Source organism: Ruegeria sp. CDSB117 (genome assembly GCF_059611005.1).
Map to the genome: position 1 here is coordinate 1 of NZ_JBXWOS010000005.1, position 19,919 is coordinate 19,919.

At 54.1% G+C, this 19,919-nt stretch carries 13 protein-coding genes; 7 read left to right on the plus strand and 6 right to left on the minus strand.

Going from position 1 to position 19,919, the window contains the following annotated elements:
• Positions 1-278: 278 nt before the first annotated feature.
• A complete protein-coding gene (locus tag AC2FJC_RS07560; RefSeq protein WP_496739006.1) occupies positions 279-1,259 on the minus strand; it encodes a LysR family transcriptional regulator in 981 nt (326 codons plus the stop codon).
• A gap of 117 nt (positions 1,260-1,376) precedes the next feature.
• On the opposite strand from AC2FJC_RS07560, the gene AC2FJC_RS07565 reads away from it, so the two are divergent.
• The 6 genes from AC2FJC_RS07565 (at position 1,377) to AC2FJC_RS07590 (ending at position 8,558) form a co-directional block, all read left to right on the plus strand.
• Positions 1,377-2,384: a TAXI family TRAP transporter solute-binding subunit gene (locus AC2FJC_RS07565; RefSeq protein ID WP_113788396.1), complete on the plus strand. Its 1,008-nt coding sequence runs from the start codon at positions 1,377-1,379 to the stop codon at positions 2,382-2,384.
• 81 nt (positions 2,385-2,465) lie between these two features.
• Positions 2,466-4,679, plus strand: coding sequence for a TRAP transporter permease (locus tag AC2FJC_RS07570; protein ID WP_496739007.1), 2,214 nt, complete (start codon positions 2,466-2,468; stop codon positions 4,677-4,679).
• A 4-nt stretch (positions 4,680-4,683) separates the two neighbouring features.
• Positions 4,684-5,922 carry an NAD(P)/FAD-dependent oxidoreductase gene (locus AC2FJC_RS07575; RefSeq protein WP_496739008.1) on the plus strand — a complete coding sequence of 413 codons (1,239 nt, stop codon included), beginning with the start codon at positions 4,684-4,686 and terminating at the stop codon, positions 5,920-5,922.
• 28 nt (positions 5,923-5,950) lie between these two features.
• A complete protein-coding gene (locus AC2FJC_RS07580) occupies positions 5,951-6,694 on the plus strand; it encodes an aspartate/glutamate racemase family protein (RefSeq protein ID WP_496739009.1) in 744 nt (247 codons plus the stop codon).
• Positions 6,695-6,796: 102 nt separating this feature from the next.
• On the plus strand, positions 6,797-7,531 hold the full coding sequence (locus AC2FJC_RS07585) for a TSUP family transporter (RefSeq protein ID WP_496739010.1): 735 nt from the start codon (positions 6,797-6,799) through the stop codon (positions 7,529-7,531).
• A gap of 10 nt (positions 7,532-7,541) precedes the next feature.
• The gene (locus AC2FJC_RS07590; protein ID WP_496739011.1) at positions 7,542-8,558 is read left to right on the plus strand and encodes a D-cysteine desulfhydrase family protein; all 1,017 of its coding nucleotides are present in this window, start codon (positions 7,542-7,544) and stop codon (positions 8,556-8,558) included.
• A 236-nt stretch (positions 8,559-8,794) separates the two neighbouring features.
• Here AC2FJC_RS07590 and AC2FJC_RS07595 read toward each other — a convergent pair whose 3' ends face one another.
• On the minus strand, positions 8,795-12,169 hold the full coding sequence (locus AC2FJC_RS07595; protein WP_496739012.1) for a DUF3857 domain-containing transglutaminase family protein: 3,375 nt from the start codon (positions 12,167-12,169) through the stop codon (positions 8,795-8,797).
• Positions 12,170-13,215: 1,046 nt separating this feature from the next.
• On the opposite strand from AC2FJC_RS07595, the gene AC2FJC_RS07600 reads away from it, so the two are divergent.
• On the plus strand, positions 13,216-16,008 hold the full coding sequence (locus AC2FJC_RS07600) for a bifunctional aconitate hydratase 2/2-methylisocitrate dehydratase (RefSeq protein ID WP_496739013.1): 2,793 nt from the start codon (positions 13,216-13,218) through the stop codon (positions 16,006-16,008).
• A gap of 37 nt (positions 16,009-16,045) precedes the next feature.
• On the opposite strand, the gene AC2FJC_RS07605 is transcribed toward AC2FJC_RS07600, so the two are convergent.
• From AC2FJC_RS07605 to AC2FJC_RS07620, 4 genes are all read right to left on the minus strand, one after another.
• Positions 16,046-16,978, minus strand: coding sequence for a hypothetical protein (locus AC2FJC_RS07605; protein WP_496739014.1), 933 nt, complete (start codon positions 16,976-16,978; stop codon positions 16,046-16,048).
• Between the two features lie 6 nt (positions 16,979-16,984).
• On the minus strand, positions 16,985-18,298 hold the full coding sequence (locus AC2FJC_RS07610) for a TRAP transporter large permease (protein ID WP_496739015.1): 1,314 nt from the start codon (positions 18,296-18,298) through the stop codon (positions 16,985-16,987).
• A gap of 4 nt (positions 18,299-18,302) precedes the next feature.
• On the minus strand, positions 18,303-18,836 hold the full coding sequence (locus AC2FJC_RS07615; RefSeq protein WP_496734651.1) for a TRAP transporter small permease: 534 nt from the start codon (positions 18,834-18,836) through the stop codon (positions 18,303-18,305).
• Positions 18,837-18,904: 68 nt separating this feature from the next.
• On the minus strand, positions 18,905-19,882 hold the full coding sequence (locus AC2FJC_RS07620; protein WP_109311038.1) for a TRAP transporter substrate-binding protein: 978 nt from the start codon (positions 19,880-19,882) through the stop codon (positions 18,905-18,907).
• Between the last annotated feature and the right edge of the window lie 37 nt (positions 19,883-19,919).

The window sequence follows — 19,919 nt, forward strand, 5'->3', positions numbered from 1 at the left end:
ACCGCCTAAACGGGACACCTAGAAAGTGCCTTGGATGGCAAACTCCAACCGAGGCATTTAGAGATGAACTGATGAAATTGAGATAGCGGAAACCGTCGCAACGACCCTTGAGACTTCTAACTTGCGACTGGAACTTTCCCGCATTGGGCCAACACACTCGCGCGCGATCGCATGCCCGAGTAATTCGCGGCCCAGAGCCGCTATTCGTCGCGTTACTGCATATTGGTCAAAGCCGCCTGTCGATCTCGCTGGATTTAGGGTGCGGCAGCCAAAAAACTTCAACTCTGCTCGCCTCGCGCGTCTTCAATCGATGTGGCGCGAGGGTTTGCCATCACCGCTTCCAACTTCCTCAACACTTCGGCTTTCCAACCTGCTTTGATCTGTATTGCCAATTGGGATGGTGGCCTGTGGTCGGGTTCGAGGAGAGCGTATTCATATCTTAATGGTTTCTCGAAAGGTAAAAACACAAGCTTTCCATTGGATAGATTAAGCTCTCTTTCGGTCGCAACTGTCAGCGGGTCAACGATACTGCAACACTGCCCCGAACTGACAAACGGGATGAGAGGTAGAAAATACTGGCAGGTAACAGTCTGATTGTACTCAACGGCAACGTCCTCGAACTCCTGCCGGACTTTCCGTTGGAACGGGTGTGAAGGATGCAGGCCGCCCATTGGCGTTCCGTCAAGATCCGATAGTTTCAGGATCTTGCGCGACGCAAGAGGATGTTCACAGTCAATAGCACAGAAGCAATCAGCCCGGATAAGTTCAGCGGAATACTGGGGTTCTTTGCCGGCTGAATGCTCGAAGTCAGCAAAGCCGAAGTCGATATTTTGCGTCCCCGCAAGCTCCATAATCTGCGGTGAACTGCGTGTCGAAAGCGTGATGCGAATATCGGGGTTTTCACCAACTGATTGGCTTATGAAACGTGGGAACAAAAAGGCAGATGGACCCGGCATCGTTGCAATATTCAAGCTTCCGGCATGCCCTTTGATAAGTCCTTCCATCGTGCTGGAGATTGTCGCCAAGCGGTCCAAAATACCCGTAGTTTCGGCTAAGAGATAGTGCGCCTCGGGGACTGGCACCAATCTTCTTCCCTTACGTTCGAACAACGTCAGGCCCAATGTCTTTTCAAGGTTTTTCAACGCTAGGCTAATCGCAGGCTGCGTGCGATTTAGTTTCTTGGCGGTTTGAGAGATGGATCCGGTCTCCATCACCTCACGAAATACGGTTAGCTGAGTTAGGTTCATATTCTTAAACATAAGCAAAACTTTAGTTTAGTGAAATATAACAAATTTGTATTTATGCAGTTTGTCTCTACGCTTGTGGGATCGAAGTTTGGGAAAACCAAAACCGAAATTCCAACAAGGGAGATGATAATGAAATTTGTGAAATGCTTGACTGGTCTTGCATTGGCGGGCGCGCTGGCAGCCCCCGCGCTGGCGCAGGACCCAACGTTCTTCCGTATTGGCACCGGTGGCGCTGGCGGAACCTATTTCCCCATCGGTGGCACCATTGCAAATGGAATCTCCGCCCCTCCGGGATCGCGCCCGTGTGAAGAAGGCGGCCAGTGCGGTGTTCCGGGCCTGATCGCGATCGCGCAATCCACCACCGCTTCGGTCTTCAACAATGCCGCTGTGCAGAATGGAGAACTTGAGGCCGGGCTGGCTGCAGCCGATGTCACCCGTTCGATGTATCTGGGTGAAGGTAAGTTCGAAGGCAAACCCCATCCCAAACTGCGCATCGTAGCCAACCTGTTCCCAGAAGACCTGCATCTGGTGCTTCCGGCCGGCTCGACGATTAACGATCTGAGTGACCTGGAAGGCAAGCGTGTTGGTATTGCTCAGGCTGGTTCCGGCACGCAGGTAGCCGTTTTGCAGATGCTGGATGCTTGGGGTGTCAACCGTGACAACATGGATGAGGCCGAGTTGAACAACAGTCAGAGTGCCGAACGTCTGGCCGATGGTCAGCTTGACGCCTATTTCTATGCCGCAGGCTGGCCGGTTGCTGCGATGGTGCAGCTGTCTTCGACCAAAGGTATGAACCTGCATTCCTTCTCTGACGAAGATTTGGGCAAGATCAACGAGATCATTCCGGCTTATATCCCTTCTGCCATTCCAGGTGGCGTGTATGAAGGCATCGACGGCGAAACCAAGACCCCCGCGGTTAGCGCGATGCTGGTTGTGTCGTCAGACCTGTCTGACGATCTGGTCTATGAACTGACCAAGGCGATGTGGAACGACAACACACGCAAGCTGTTGGATAACGGTCATGCCAAGGGCAAGCAGATCACCCCTGATACCGCTCTGGATGGTGTCGAAGCACTGGGCGTTCCGCTGCATCCGGGTGCTGAGAAGTTCTACAAAGAAGCCGGACTTCTTCAGTAACCCGTTCTCATCTCAACTCATCGTCCGGTGCCCCTATTTGGGGCACCGCACACTCTAAATGCGCGAAATCAGGGGGCCATCATGTCCACGACTAAGAATCTTGATGACCACGAACTCACAGCCGAAGAATTAGCGGCCATCGAAGAACAGTTCGACGAGGGTGCTGCCGTCCGGCAGGTTACGCCGACAACCGGCAAGGTCCTGCGCGTTGTGGCCCTGATCTTTGCGTTTTACGAATTCTTCACGGCCGGTTTTGGCCTGCCGGCAGATCACTGGCACATGGGCATCTATCTGGCACTGCTGTTCATTCTGGTCTACGCGACGATCCCGATTATCGGGGCCAAAAGCCTTTACGCGCTAAAGGTCAGCAGGTTCCGGATCGGCAACATCCCTCTTTACGATCTGGTCTTCATGGCCCTTGGGATCATCGCGGCGCTGTATGTGGGCGTCGCCTGGCGTGGCATTACGTTTCTTGGGATTGAGGAACAGACCTTCCGAATGGGTAACCCCAACAGTTATGACGTGATTTTGGGTGTGATCATCATCCTGCTGGTGCTGGACATCGCACGCCGCACGCTTGGTTGGGTTCTGCCGCTGATCATCTGCGTATTTATCTCATACGCTTTGCTTGGGCCGTATTTCCCCGGATTGTTGCAGCATCCTGGCGTGAACTTCAAAACCTTCGTTTCGTCGATGTACTTTCCGCAGGAGGGCATCTACGGCGTCACGTTGTGGGTCGTCTCGACAATCGTTTTCCACTTTGTGATGTTTGGCGTGATCGCGCAACGCACCGGGTTGGGGCAACTTTTCATCGACAACGCCACCATTTTGGCGGGCCGCTATACCGGCGGTCCGGCAAAAGTGTCGGTGGTATCCTCGGCCTTCTTCGGCACGATCTCGGGTTCTTCGGTGGCCAACACCGTATCAACCGGCGCGCTGACAATTCCCAACATGAAGCGCCTTGGATACCCCGGCCATTTTGCGGGTGGGGTCGAGGCTGCTTCCTCGGCGGGTGGTCAGATCACTCCGCCGATCATGGGTGCCGCTGCCTTTATCATGGCAGAGTTTCTTGAGGTTCCCTACACCACCATCGTTATTGCTGCGATTTTCCCAGCACTCCTGCACTATGTTGGCGTCTTTGCTGTCGTGCACCTGATGGCACGCAAGCTAAATCTCAAAGGTCTGACCAAAGAGCAACTGCCGCAGCTCAAAGCCGTCTGGGCCGAAGGCTGGGCCAACATAGTTCCCCTGATCGGCCTGCTAGTAGTTCTGTTCACGGGTTACACGCCCTTCATGTCGGCCTTCTGCGGCATATCACTTGCTGTAATCGCGGGCATGTCGCGCTTGAGGCAACCTCCGACACTGATCTACGCGGCAGCGTTCCTCAGCTTTGTACTGTGGAAGTTCTCAGACGGCGGCTTTGACCTGACCATGACAACAATCCTGTGCGGATTGACGGTGGTCGCAACATTGAACCCTCAGAAACGCATCGAAGTGCCCGAGATGCTGCAGGCGGTAGAATTGGGTGTGAAATACTCGCTAGCCGTGGGTGCCGCCGCTGCTGCGGTTGGTATCGTGGTAGGCGTGATCAACACCACTGGCATCGGGTTCCGCATCGGTTTCATGGTTACGCAAGGCGCAGGCAACCTGGCATCGGATCTGTACAACATGATCTCGTTCGGCAGCTTCCAGTTCTTTGCGATGGAAGACTTACAATTGTTCATCTCATTGGTGTTCATCGCCGTCGTCTGTATCCTGATGGGCGCGGGCATTCCGACCACCGCGCTGTATATCATGCTGGTGTCAGTGGCGCAGCCTGCGCTGGCGCAGCTGGGTGTTCCACCCATCGCCAGCCACCTTTTCGTGCTCTACTATGGCGTGGTGTCCGAGATTACACCACCGGTCTGTACTTCAGCCTATGCCGCGGCTGCCATTGCGAACTCGAACCCGTTCCGAACTGGTCTTTCTGCCTTCACCCTTGGATTGGGCAAAGTGATTGCGCCCATGGCCTTTGTCTATGCGCCGGTCCTGCTGTTTGTGTCGTCAACCGGGTTCAACCTATGGGAATTCACCTATACCGCGACCAGTTGCATCGCCGGGGTTATTGCCCTGTCGGCGGCTGTGGTTGGGTATTGGTTGAGCCCGCTGAATATCGCATCGCGCATTCTGTTGGCCATCGCTGGGATTATCTTTGTTGCGCCTAGTCTGACGGCAGATCTGATCGCGCTGGCTGTGGCCTCGCCGGTCATTGTCACCCAATTAATCGCCCGCAATCGCAGTCACTCACCGGCCTGAATCGATGACAGAACAAGTGACTATCATCGGCGCAGGGATCGTCGGCATTTGTTGCGCTTTGTCACTACAAGAGCGCGGCATTTCTGTTCGGCTGATTGACCGCGGTCAACCGGGGCAGGAAACCTCTTTCGGGAATGCAGGTGTAGTGTCGCCGTGGTCAATCATTCCGCAAGCGATGCCGGGCATATGGAAATCACTGCCCCAGATGCTACTGGATCCTAAAAGTGCGCTTTCGGTCAGAACCAGTTTCTGGCCAAAAATGATCCCCTGGGGGCTGCGGTTTTTGGGAAACTCCGGTGAAAAGTCAGTGCGCGAAATCTCGGACGCGATGGAGCTTTTGTGCCGCCCTTCCATCGACCTGTATCGTCGTCACCTTCAAGGCACCGGGCACGAAAACCTGATCACTGACAGCTACTATATTCACGCTTTTCGCCACCGGAAGCAGGCTGATCTGAATGGGCTTGGATATCTGATCCGCCAGGAAAAAGGAGGCGATCTGGAGCTTGTCGATGGTGCCGAGTTGCGCGACCTGGAACCTGCACTGTCAGAAGAATTCAAAGCCGCGATCGTGATAAAAGGTCAGGCGCGCGTAACCTCACCAGGACGTGTGGGGGCGGTTCTGGCTGAAAAAGCGCGCTCGCAAGGCGCCGAAATAGTACAAACCGAAGTCACCATGCTGGCACCGGCAGAAGATGGTGGTTGGCAGATTACAACCTCGCAGGGCACGATGCGTGCTGCCAGCATCATCCTCGCGGCCGGTGTGTGGTCCGCCGACCTGCTGAAACCATTGGGGATGCCTGTGCCGCTTGTGGCCGAACGGGGCTACCATGTCGAATTCCCTAAGCCCTTAGCCCAATTGAACAATTCGGTCATGGATGTAGACGCAAAGGTGGTCGCAAGTTCGATGCAGGACGGTCTGAGAGTCGCTGGCACGGCCGAATTTGGTAGCGTCGACGCGCCCGCTGATCCACGCAAGAAAAAAATCCTGACTGAACAGGCCAAGGCCATGGTGCCAAGCCTCAATACAGGCGAGGCACAATTTTGGATGGGTCGACGCCCGTCCTTTCCGGACAGTTTACCCGCGATCGGACCAGTTAACGGGCGGGAAGGGCTCTATACCGCGTTCGGGCATTCTCACTATGGGCTGATGATGGCGCCGAAAACCGGCGAGCTTGTGGCCGATATTGTGTCCGGTCGCAGCCCAAACATCGATCTGGCCCCGTTTTCGCTGGCCCGGTTTTGAACCTTCAAATCAAAAGGATCGGATGACAATGCCTATCTACAAGGGTGGCCAGAACATTTGCGGGGCGTCAATTGGTGTTCTGTGCCTTGAAAGCTATTTTCCAAAACCACCGGGTCACATCAAGAACCCTTCCAGTCTGCCATTTCCGGTTCTGTATGAGATGATCGACGGTGTGACGGTCCCGACCTTGCTGAACAACCCTTCGCCCGAGTTACTGGCGCCGTTCATCGAAGGCGCCAAGCGGCTTGAGGCTGAAGGCGTGCGAGCCATCACAGGCAGTTGCGGCTTTCTAGCCTTGTTTCAAAAAGAATTGGCAGCTGCGGTTTCAGTGCCTGTCTTTGCCTCCAGCCTGATCCAGGTTCCGTTGGCCTTTCACATGACCGGGACCAACGCGCCAGTGGGCGTGCTAACCGCAGATGCATCCGCATTGACGCCCCGGCATTTCGAAGGTGTCGGTGCATCAGGTGTTCCTGTGGCCGTGAAGGGATTGGAAGATACCACAGAATTCGCCGAAGTGATCTTGCGGAACACACGGACCCGGATGGACACGGACCTGATCGAGACCGAGGTCTTGGATGCGGCCCGTAATCTGGTTCTTGAAGCTCCGGACATTCGGTCGTTGGTTTTGGAATGCACGGACTTGCCGCCTTACGCATCGCGGCTTCAGGAAGAACTGCAGCTTCCTGTCTTTGACCTGACCACACTAGCGCAAATGGCGCACGCTGTGACGACCCGGGTGCCATACTCGGGACTGATGCCGTGGCAGCGCTGACCGTACCAAAGCGGTCACTGAAAGAGAAAAAGAATGGACGCTGGCGGGGACCTCGGAATATCTGAGGCCTTGCGACATTGCCTTGATCCATAGGAGTTTTGAGTGTCCGTCGACCTGTCATTCCTGATGATTGCCATCTGCCTTGGCGCAATGCTGCAAGTCGGAGTTGGTATCGGGTTCAGCATCATCGCGGGACCGCCCATGATGATTTTACTTGGCACGTCGACGGCAGTTCCAGTCTTGCTCTTGTTGAACACGTTTGTTTCATTGGTAGCGACAGACCGGCATGTTCTAAAAAACAACCGTCAACTAATCCGCACCGCGGTCATTGGATGCTGTATCGGGGTGGCCGGTGGCCTTGTTGTGTATCCCTTTTTGAGCGAAGCATTTGTTCTTGCCCTGACGGCGTGTCTACTGCTGATCGGGTTGATTACGACCTTGCTTCCCTTGCGGGGATCCATTGGCAACGCAGGGTTTTCAGTCGTTACAGGACTGTCTGGGCTTGCGACTGTTTGGGCGGCGACACCGGGCCCTCTAATGGTGTTCGGTTTGATAGCAAAGGGTCGTTCCGCCAAAGAGGTGGCAAAGTTGGTTCAACCCATAGCGCTGGTGGCATACGGCATCGCCTTTTTGTTGCACAGATTGTCCAACGCGCAGACAATCTCATATGAACCGCAAATACTGGGGTTTGTTGCGATAACTCTGATCGGCAGCCTACTTGGTCGTGTGGTAGGCCCTTACTTACCACAGTCGGTGGTCATAACAGTGATCCGCGTGGTATCCCTGATTGCCTGCTTAGTTTTGTTCTATCGCGCGCATTTAATAGCTTGGTCTTGAAGGTTACACGATGACACAAAACGATTATCTGCACAAATTTCCACGCGCCCAACTCATGTCCGGCCCAACTCCTTTGGAGCGTCTGGACAACTTATCGACAGAACTGGGCATCGATCTCTGGCTGAAACGTGATGATCTGACTGGGCTTAGTTTTGGTGGCAACAAAACACGGCAGCTTGAATTTTATCTCGGAGATGCGCGTCAACAAGGTGCTGATACCATTCTGATCACCGGTGCCGTCCAATCCAATTTCGTTCGGTCTGCGGCCGCTGCCGCAGCCAAACTGGGCATGCAATCCGTGCTTCAGTTGGAAGAGCGTGTCACTGACATGGGGGCGGAGTACTATTCGTCCGGGAACGTGCTGCTGGCGCAAATCCTGGGTGCCGAGCATATGAGTTACCCTGAAGGAGAGGACGAAGCGGGAGCCGACGCAGCGCTGCATGCGCGCGCAGTTGAATTAAAAGCCAAAGGTCACAAACCGTACGTTATTCATCTGGGGCTGGGCCATCCGCCCTTGGGTGCCTTGGGCTACGTTGTGGCCGGGCAGGAATTGTATCAACAGATGCCGGATTTCGACGCGGTCGTCGTCCCCTCGGGTAGCGGTGCCACCCATGGCGGACTGCTGACCGGTCTGGTGTTAGAAGAAAGCACTGCCTCGGTGTATGGGATTTGTGTGCGCAGAGATCGTGAAATGCAGCAGGCCCGAATGAAGGTCGTTCTGCAAAAACTTGCGAGCTTGCTGGATATCGACGCAGGACTTCTACAGGACAAGATCGATGTTTTTGATGAGGCCTTGCCGCCGGGATATGGCAAAGTAAATGCAACCACGCGCGCTGCATTGAAGAAAATGGCCCGGGTCGAGGGGGTTTTCCTTGACCCCGTTTATTCTGCAAAGACATTCGCTGGTTTGCTGGACCTCGTAGAAAGCGGAAAGATCAAGTCGGCGGAGAAAGTCATTCTGCTGCACACAGGCGGACTGCCTGCACTCTTCGGATATCAAAGTGAATTGATGGACAGCCCGACCTGAAGCATTCGTAGCCCATATACGTTTCAGTAACTTGCTTGCCTGCATCTTTGGTGCCCAAACAAAAGCTACAGGTGCTGAAACCTGAGCCGCCTGCAAAACGGTCCAACTACTGAGGAATATCGCAGGTGTCAGAAATCTGCCCCCCGAAATCGGGGGCAAATTGCTAAGCAATATTCACAAGTAGAGTGAAAAACGACGCGGTGGGTTCATCAGTTTTTAGCCCAACAGTAGCGGCGTCAGGGTGCGCAACCCTCACGCTCTTCTTGCTTGGCTTTCGCGGCAAGCACCTCCGCTCGTATTCCTTGTCGAAAGAAAAACAGCATGAGCATTGCAACTATCAAGAAGACTGGGAAAATCATCAACTGCGTCGCATTCAGCCCCAAATAAATCGGTTTTTCTTCCACGACTTCAAATAGCCGACGATGCAAGTAGACGTAGTACCCATCGTTATTGTCCACGTAATCTTCGGCTTCTCGCCATGCCTCTTCGTCACCTGGCTTAAGCGTTGTTTGTTTTGTTTTGAGACTCCACTGGTATGTCCAGGTTGCCCCCGCCTCATCCCACTCGCCGCCGGTCTCGAATTTAATAAAGTCATTTTCGAACTCAAGCGAACTGGGCTTTTTGATTGGGGCGGGAACATTGCGCATCACGATCTTATGGACGTTGTGCATCGGAGCGTTTACGCGAGATTGCCCTTCAAGCACCTCATCGTCATCAAATTCATAAAGCTCGTCCGAAATAGCGTAGCCATAATGGTTCAGTTTGTTCCAAAGTTCCTTGTCTTCAAACCCCTCGCGCGGCAACGTGTAGCGCTGGACGAGCTGAAAAACATTGGCGTCCAGATCATCCTCAATGATCATTACCTCTGAGTGCGTAGCTCCGGGAAACCGTTTGGCGTACCACTTTTCATATTGCTTGCGCCGGTCTTCCATGTCCTCGCCGTCATAGCGCCAGCGCATGTTGTCCGCTTCGACACCCCGCCATGTGTCTGTAACATTGAGTACGGCGGCAATCGGGCCTTCATCCAAGAACACATATTCCTGTACAGCCTCTCGGGTCGGTTCATCAGAAAGATTCGTTACGACTTCAACAAGTCCGGTGCTGTCCTCTGCCAGTGGCAGGCCCCAGGCAAAATCCTTCAATGGGATCGCCCGACCTACGCCGCCTTGCAGTAGATCGGTTGCATCAACAAACCAGTCACCTTGCGGATCGCGAACACGTACTATGGCGTGATCAAAGATAAACGGTGAAGGTAACATGCGCGGCAAAGCAGGCCCGATGTCGTGGTCGACGAGAACGACATCGGCCTCAATCTGCAAATAGGCCAGCATGGAAATCAGAAGAAGCGCCTTGTCTTTGCAATCGCCATATGCGCTCAGCCAGACTTCGTCGGGGGATCGAGGTATCCAGCCGCCTTCACCAATTGAAACGCTGAAATACCGGACCCGGTCCTGTACCAAACGCAAAGCTTGCGTCGCGCGCCATTGCGGATCTTCGGACTGCTCCAGCATTTCATCAAGCAGTTTGATCAGGTCACCGGGCAATAATTCCGGTCTGGGTTTGTAGTCGCCGGTTAGTCCCTGAACGATCTGAAACCAATCCTGAAAGGTCGAGAGCTGCAACCCATCGTTGGAGACATCCCAATCATCCGCAGAGCGTGTGTTTCTGTCATCTTCTTCAGCCTTTTCCAAGGACCAACTCAAGATCGTCCTGCCGGCAGCCTCTTCGCGCTGAACATCGAACTCATCCGTATGGTTCAGCTCGAAACGCGTTGCAGCGGGCAAGTCAATGGACGTGCGCCTCTGTTCCCAACCCCAGTCTCTGAGCCCGTCTGATCGATAGTGAAACTGGTTTGGGAAAACGGGTGTGGTGGCAATGATCGACCAGATCATCTCGACGGTGTCACCAACACGAAGATCCGCAATCTGACCGAAATACTCGATGTCGCCCAGCATCACACCTGAGCTGAGTTCTGGTTCGCGCCGGAGTTCTTCGAACGGCAAGTCGAGTTGATCTATCACTTTACCATCTCGGTGGATCTGCAATCGATGAAGAGTGGCACGCTCAAAATTCGGGTCCACCAGCAATTGGACCTCGCCATAAAGTTCCAGAGTTGAACGATCATGCACGGCAAAGAAGCTCTGCCTGACTCTTTGATATCCGTTGTTTTCGACTCGGATTTTTTCGTCGTGAATAGGGAGACTTACAGATGTATCAGCATGCAATGCCGCTTCTCGATCCCGCTGCGAAACCTCCTCGTGCCACTCAGGTAGGTTTTTGTCGCGTAGCAATTCTGCTGATGCAGGTTTGGCTCCAGCCAAATTAAACAAGCCCAGTATGACAAGAAAGACGATGACCCAAATTGCAATGTTGGCGAATGTGGATTGCCACCACTTCTTTTTCTCAACTTTCGGCGCAGCCGTTCGTTTGTTGTCTGACCATGGACCCAACCCCTGAGACACTCTGTAGGCGGAAAGAAGATTTGCCGCGGCGGGTATTTCTGGAACAACATGCAACTGATCATCCTTCGTCTCGATAATGGTCAGGTCATTTTCAATATGAACGGCACGAACCGCAGACCAATCGAGGCGCAATCGTTTACCTTCGCGCCAGATTTCAATGGCCGCCTTGTCGCAACTCACTGCCGTCGGCCCCCAATCGAAACCTCGTAAAAGCCCGTGACGGTAATAGTGAAGATGGCGCAGTTTTGGCAGATAGGGCCAATCATTTACCGCTGCTGTGGTCATCGCGACAAACAGCAATATGACACCGATTTGATTAAACAACGGAAAACCCGTCTCCAATGACTTTCCGGTCAACAAAACAATTAAGAGAAAAATAGAGAGACCCGAGATCCAAGCATACGCCAAATAGTTAAAGACTGAATCCAGCCAGGCGGGACAGGGTGTCCCCAGTTTTTTGGATAGTCCTTCCAAGGCATGAAATGCTGCGGTCGCGGATATGTGCTGGTGTTTGGCTTCTATCGGAGCGTTTCTCGGGTTAAAACCATTGGAATTCTTCGCCCTGCTTTCCTCTTTCACCTTCTTCACGAGTTCTCTGGCGTCTTCATCCGAAGGCATTGGAAGAAAAAACAATCCGTAGCTCGCTCTTTTCCAGATAACAAACCGCCCAACGTGCATTGGTTTTGATACATGTGAAAAATGCCAAGCCTCTGTCTGGTGGGCTTCAATTGCTTCGACGTAGTCTTTCTTGACAGTGTACTGCGTTTTGCCACCATAGAGTTCAGCCGCCCTGAGAATTACAGGCGCGCGGCCCCTCCAAACCGCCCATAGACTTCCAGCGCTCAATGCGTGTGACCGCGCGAGAAAAAAACATAATAGACCAAGCGGGATTGGAGCCCAGAGTTTGGCTCCAGCGGTGCTCAGGTCAAGCCCGGAATTCCAGGCCGCGACAAAGCCGCCCAGAAGCTCGGCTAGAAATGTTACTGCCAGACATCCCACCGCTATTGCCAATAGAAGAAACTGCTTGAACCCTCTTCGCGCATCCAGCCGGCACCGCTCGGAACGAACTTCACTGGTCAACTCGGTTTCAAGGGCCAGTATTGACGAATTGCTTGGTTCTGGCACCAGCTCCGAATGAATCGCGTTCACAATAGTATTTTCCAACAAATTCAATACTCGCCAATAGATTGAACATTCATGGCAAAAATATGGTTCTGGTGTAGTGTCAGGCGTTGTTTTGACCTCTTGTAGCCCGCCATCAATTGCGGTTTCTCTCTCCAATCCAATTTGGTTGATCGCCGTAAAAATAAAGAGCCAGCTGAAGTTCGCCCCCCCCCTTTTTCAGTTCCCGGTCGGTAACGTGGAAGGCACGGACTCAGACAGTACGCATTCGTGCGTCGAGCGGCGAAGCTGCATGGAGAGCCCATTTCGACCAATGCTGTGCACTGTAAGAACGACCTTTATTGGAGAAATCGAACGCAATCGCTTTGTGAAGGCTCAATGATCGACCGTACGAGAGTTTGCCGCTAGTTGCGACTGGCGTGACTGTACGCACCGTTGCATGCAGTCAATAACGCGGTTCCGAGCATCGGCCAAATGCTGACCCGCGCACCGACTACGACGAACCTGATGCCAACGCTTATGCCACGCTAACCACACCATCAAAGTTGAGTTAATGGAAACAGCCGAATTACTGATGAACAACGTAAACGTTCGTGTTGAGGTACATGTTATTCCGATGCAGCGATACGGATCGCTTCAGCGGCTTTACGGAAGCCTTTGCCCGTTCGTGGGAAGGTGCATCGAAGGTTCACATACAGCCGCGTGGCTCCGCCCATCCGTTCTTCAAACCGCGATCTTTCGACCAAAACGTCGAGATTGTGCAGGGATCAGCGTGTGACCCATGCCGTCGTCGCGAATGATTTTTTTGGCCCGCAGGCGTTGTATCAAAAGGCACAATCGAAAGCACCAAGCCCCGGCCCTTAGGGTCCAGCGAGTTTAGGAAAAGGCTAGGTATGTATTTGCGACCGTTGGTCAAGGTTGAAACCAAGCATAGAAGTATACAGTACCTGCAAATTTCCACGGTGGTACCTTGAAACCTCCGCAACAAATGTATACCGGTGCATACAAATACGATCGAGCGGGTTGCCCAGCACCTCTCAACAGCAGCAGATTCACACAAAGCGGAAACAGCCATGAGCCAGTATTCAGATTACTTGGATGAAATTGAAACGCGCAAAGAACAAGGGCTTAGCCCAAAACCCATCGACGATGGTGCGCTGGTCGAGGAAATCATCGAACAAATCAAGGATACCGGTCATCCGCATCGTGCAGATTCGTTGCACTACCTGATTTACAACACGTTGCCCGGCACAACCAGTGCTGCGGGTGCGAAGGCAACGTTCTTGAAGTCCATCATCGTCGGTGATGTTGCAGTCGAAGAAATCTCGCCCGAATTCGCGTTCGAACTGTTGTCCCACATGAAGGGCGGACCGTCGGTTGACGTGCTTCTGGATGTTGCACTGGGCGACAAGCAAGACATAGCGGTCCAGGCAGGCGAGGTTCTGAAAACTCAGGTCTTCCTGTATGAGGCGGACACGGACCGTCTGAAAGCTGCCTATGAGGCGGGCAACAAGATCGCTGCGGATCTTCTTGAGAGCTATTCCAAAGCCGAATTTTTCACCAAGTTGCCTGATGTGGACGAGGAAATCCAAGTTGTCACATATATTGCAGCCGAGGGTGACATCTCCACCGACCTTCTGTCGCCGGGCAATCAGGCGCATTCGCGTTCCGACCGCGAGCTGCATGGCAAATGCCTGATTTCCGAGGCCGCACAAAAAGAGATTGAAGCGCTGAAGCTGCAGCACCCCGACAAGCGCGTGATGCTGGTTGCGGAAAAAGGCACTATGGGTGTTGGTTCGTCGCGGATGTCGGGTGTCAACAACGTGGCACTTTGGACCGGCAAGCAAGCCAGCCCTTACGTGCCTTTCGTCAATTTTGCACCGGTCGTGGCCGGAACAAACGGAATTTCGCCCATCTTTCTGACAACCGTGGGCGTTACCGGTGGTATCGGTGTTGACCTGAAGAACTGGGTCAAGAAAGTGGACGAGGATGGCAAGGCGATCCTCAACAACGACGGCAACCCGATCCTGGAACAGCGCTATTCGGTTGAAACGGGCACTGTGCTGACCATCAACACGAAAGAGAAAAAGCTCTATAGCGCGGATGGCAGTGAAGAGCTGGTCGACATGGCAGGTTCATTCACGCCGCAAAAGATGGAATTTATGAAGGCTGGCGGTTCTTACGCCATCGTCTTTGGCAAGAAACTGCAGACATTTGCATGTGAAACGCTGGGTATTGAGCTGAAATCGGCCTTCGCCCCTGCGAAGGAAGTCAGCCATGAAGGTCAGGGGCTGACGGCCGTCGAAAAGATCTTTAACGCTAATGCGCGCGGTGCGACCCCGGGCAAAGTGTTACATGCTGGCTCAGACGTGCGCGCCAAAGTCAATATCGTGGGTTCTCAGGACACCACCGGTCTGATGACCAGTCAGGAGCTTGAGGCTATGGCCGCGACCGTCCTGTCGCCCAGCGTGGATGGTGCCTATCAATCTGGCTGTCACACGGCCTCGGTCTGGGACCTGAAAGCGCAGGCCAACACCCCGCGCCTGATGGCGTTCATGCACAAGTTCGGTCTGATCACCGCACGTGATCCCAAAGGCGTGTACCACGCGATGACAGACGTCATTCACAAAGTGCTCAACGATATCACGGTCGATGACTGGGCCATCATCATCGGCGGCGACAGCCACACGCGGATGTCCAAAGGCGTGGCCTTTGGTGCGGACTCGGGCACGGTTGCGTTGGCTTTGGCCACGGGTGAGGCAACTATGCCGATCCCGGAATCCGTCAAGGTGACCTTCAAGGGCGAAATGGCACCGCACATGGATTTCCGCGACGTGGTGCACGCGACGCAGGCGCAGATGCTGGCGCAACACGGCGACAACGTGTTCCAGGGTCGCATTATCGAAGTGCATATCGGTACGCTGCTGGCGGACCAGGCCTTTACCTTCACAGACTGGACGGCCGAGATGAAGGCCAAGGCGTCGATCTGTATCTCGAACGACGATACGCTGATTGAATCGCTGGAAATCGCTAAGTCGCGGATCAAGATCATGATCGAGAAAGGCATGGATAACGATGTTCAGATGCTGCAGGGTCTGATCGACATCGCGGACAAACGTATCGCCGAAATTCGCTCGGGCGAAAAACCGGCTCTGCGCCCAGACGACAACGCCAAGTACTTTGCCGAAGTCGTCGTGGATCTAGGTCAGATCGTCGAACCGATGATCGCCGACCCGGATGTGAATAATGCCGACGTTTCTAAGCGCTATACCCACGACACGATACGCCCGATCTCATACTATGCGGCTGAAAAGAAGGTTGATCTGGGCTTTGTAGGGTCCTGCATGGTGCACAAGGGCGACATCAAGATCGTGGCCCAGATGTTGCGTAATCTCGAAGAGGAATACGGCAAGGTCGAGTTCAAGGCCCCGCTTGTTGTTGCCGCGCCAACGTACAACATCGTTGATGAGCTGAAAGAAGAAGGTGATTGGGGAATTCTGCAGAAGTATTCAGGCTTTGAATTCGATGACCTGTTCCCCAAGCAAACCGCTCGGACCGAGTACGAGAATATCCTCTATCTTGAGCGCCCGGGCTGCAACCTTTGCATGGGCAACCAGGAAAAAGCTGCTAATGGCGACACCGTTCTGGCAACGTCCACCCGTCTGTTCCAAGGCCGTGTTGTAGCGGACAGTGAGACAAAGAAGGGTGAATCCCTTCTGGGTTCAACCCCGGTTGTTGTTTTGTCAGCCATTCTGGGTCGTACGCCGACGCTGGAGGAATATAAGGTCGCGGTCGAAGGCATCGACCTGACCAAATTTGCACCACCGATGGAAGTTCCCGGTACTGCCCGCTCGGTGCATTTCTAATACAATAGCGGGCGCGGCGAATGTTGCCGCGCCCGCTTTACCCCAAACTGCCCGACGCTTGGTAAAAACGGCGCATTACAATGGGGGTCAGGTACATCGGGATCTGATAGGCCCCGATGAACACCAAAAGTGGCGCCGTTACCTCGGGTGGCAACGCAATCAGGAAAATCGCGACATTCCGGTTTCCGGCGACAATGGACAAAGCGGTGGGTTTGTCGGCAGCCACTCGGTTGCGTGTCAGAAAATACATCACCAGTTGCGCGCCGAAATTGGCCAGACATGCGAACCCCACCCAAAAGGCCGCAAGCCCGGGATCAACAAGCGCAGTCGCGGTCACTGATGGCATCAGGCCGATCACAAAGACAGCGAGGGTGATCGTTGCCAACCCTTCCAGATTTTTTAGCGTAGCTTGGGAAGGGTTCCTCAGAAACGCGAGGCGCAACAACACGGCTGCAACAGTCGCCCCCGCAATTGTCAGAAACAGGCGCAAGACGGCGATAAGAACGGATTGAAAGTCGCCCAGATCGGGCATCAGCACGAATATGGGAAACACGGTTAACGGCAATACGGCGGTCCCGATCACCATCAGGCGCATGGCGTGTTCTGCCGGATGTCCCATCATCAGGCACATATTCGCACTGCCCGAAATGGACGGAGCCGCGGCCATGATCAGCAGAGACAAAAAGACCGGCGTGCCGGTCCATCCACCGATCATGCCAATAGTCACAACTAATAGCGGCAAAACCAGCTGGAACGCGATCACTGTATTTGCCACCTGGCGTAAGTCGACCAAGGACCCCAACAGCAAAGCTGGCTCAATTCGAAGGACCGTCAGAAACAGCAGCAGTGCGACAAGCGGCGGTAAGATCGCCCGCATCGGCTCGGCTAGCGCGGGCAGCAGCAATCCGGCGGCCAGCCCTGCGACCAGAACATAAGGACCGTTACGCGCCGCCAGATGAAGTGGGTTCAAAGCCCCCTACCCGCCCGGGCTTTGCCTAAGGTTTTCCGGCAGCCATGTGGCCAATTCCGGGAACCAGATCAGGACGAAGACCATCACCACCATGATCAGGAACATAGGGATTGCCGCGCGGGCGATATAGCTCATCTCATGGTTCGTCATGCCTTGCATCACGAACAGGTTGAAGCCGATTGGCGGTGTAATTTGCGCCATCTCAACGACAACCACGATGAAAATACCGAACCAGATGAGGTCGATACCCGCGTCCCGGATCATCGGTTCTACTACGGCCATGGTCAGCACGACCGAGGAGATGCCATCAAGGAAACAGCCCAGAATGATGTAAAAGACCAGCAAAACCATCAATAGCTCAAACCGAGTCAGCTCCCACCCTGCGATCAGATCAGCCAGACCCCGCGGCAGACCCGTAAATCCCATGGACAATGACAAGAACGCAGCCCCAGCAAGGATCAGGGCGATCATCGCACTGGTCCGGGTGGCCCCCATCAGGCTTTCGGTGAAGGTCTTCCAGGTCAGGGATCCCTGCCCTGCCGCCAGCAACAGACCACCGATCACACCAAAGGCCGCGGCTTCGGTCGCAGTGGCATAGCCCAGATACATCGACCCGATCACCACCATGATCAGCAGGATTACGGGCAACAAGAAGCGAGAGTTCTTGAGCTTTTCAGAAAAGCTCAGCTTATCTTCGCTGTTTGGGTTCCAGTCTTTCCCGAATTTCGAATATATTGCGACGTATCCCATGAACATCGTCGCCAGCACCAATCCGGGCAGAATGCCTGCAAAGAACAGCTTGGTGATCGATTCATTGATAGTCACACCATAGACGATCAACGTCAAAGAGGGCGGGATCATCAGGCCCAGTGTCGCAGCGCCGGTCAGCGTACCAATTATCATCCGTTCGGGGTAGTTGCGTTTCCTTAGTTCCGGGATCGACATTTTACCCACAGTCGTCAGGGTGGCGGCTGACGACCCAGAAACAGCGGCAAACACCGTGCAGCCGACAATGTTGGTGTGCACCAAACCACCGGGCAAAGGTGCCATCCAAGGCGAAAGTCCCTTGAACATATCCTCGGATAATCGCGTTCGATACAGGATTTCGCCCATCCAGATGAACATCGGCAGCGCGGTCAGTGTCCATGACGATGAGGCCGACCAGATGGTCGTGATCATCACGTCTCCGACAGGGCGTGTCGTGAAAAGCTCCATCCCGACCCACGCGACGCCCATAAGGGCAAGGCCAACCCAGACACCGGTGCCAAGCAGAGTGAAAAGAACAAAGAGGAAGAGGATGATGACTGATACGTTTTCCATGCTCTCACTCCCCGTGGCTCTGATCGGCCAGATCACGGACGATGCGGTGATCGCCCTTAAAAACGACGTGGATCAGATGATCGGTCAGGGCGATTGCAAGGATGACTGCGCCAATCAGCATTGTTGACTGCGGAATCCAAAGCGCGGTTTTGTCCTGTCCCTGGCTAACATCGTTGAATTTCCAGCTCCAGTAAACAAAGCGGTAGGCGTACCAGCAAAAGTACCACATTACCGCCGCGCCCACTGTAAAACACCATATTTCAAGGATGCGGCGCACCCGGTCGGGGACCGCATTCAGCAGGATCGACACGCGAATGTGGCTGCCTCGGTTCAGCGCATTGGCAAAGGCCAGAAAGGACGCGGCAGCCATGGCATAGCCCGCATAGTCGGGCGCGCCCGGGAAAACCTCTCCGGTCCAGCGGGCCAGCATTTGCACAACGATCAGCACCAAAATAGCAATCAGGCTAAGTGCTGCCAGAACCCCTGCTGCCTGATAAATGAAATCCAATACGGACCTGAGCCCTCGTAGTGCCGCCATGCTGTCCCCACTATTAGTTATTCTATGGAAACGGGCGGCAGGTTGATCCGCCGCCCATCTTTGGCCAATTACTGAGACGAATTGAACGCATCGACGATGGCCTTGCCTTCGTCGCCTGCGGCCTCAAGCCACTCATTGGTCATAGTGACACCGATCTCTTTCAACTCGTTGGTCATCTGCTCGGACGCCGGACCGACTGTCATGCCGCCATCACGTAGGCCTTGCAGGGTAAATCCGGTGTATTCCTTGGCGCGCCAATTGCCGGCATATTCAGCAAGCTCTGCACAGCCCTTGATGACGTTCTTGTTGGCATCAGAAACACCAGCCCAGATGTCTGAGTTGACCATGACGTAGTTGCGTGGCAGCCACGCGTCCACTTCGTAGAAATAATTTAGGCTTTCCCAAACCTTGCGATCATATCCGGTCGATCCCGACGACACCATCGAGTCCGCGACACCAGTGGCAAAAGCCTGGCTGATTTCTGCAGCCTCGATAGTCACAGGCAGCATGCCGGTCAGTTCCGCCAAACGCGACGTGGCATTGTTATAAGACCGGAACTTGATGCCTTCCATGTCGGCGACCGAGTTCACCTCGTCTTTAAAGTACAGTCCTTGCGGCGGCCATGGCACGGCATAAAGCAACGTCAGGTTCTGTTCTGCCAGCAGATTTTCAATCGAAGGTCTTGCGGCCTCCCAAAGCTTGGCGCTGTCATCGAATGACGTTGCCAGGAATGGGATTGAGTCGAACCCAAACAGCGCGTTTTCATTCTGGTGACCGGACAACAGACGCTCGCCAATCGGTGCTTGACCGGTCTGAATGGCACGTTTGATGTCGGCGCCTTTGAACAGCGACCCGGACGGATGCGTGACGATCTCAACCTCGCCCCCGGTGCCTGTGGTCACGCATTTGGCAAATTCGGCACCCGTGGCCGAGTGGAAGTTCGATGCCGAATACGCCATGGGCATATCCCATTTCTCGGCCATCGCCGGTGCGGTTGCTGCGGCTGTCAAAGCGGTTGCCGCCAGAAGGCTTGTCAATTTCTTCATCTTTTTCTCCCTGTTTAATTTTGTTTTGCCGGCTTGT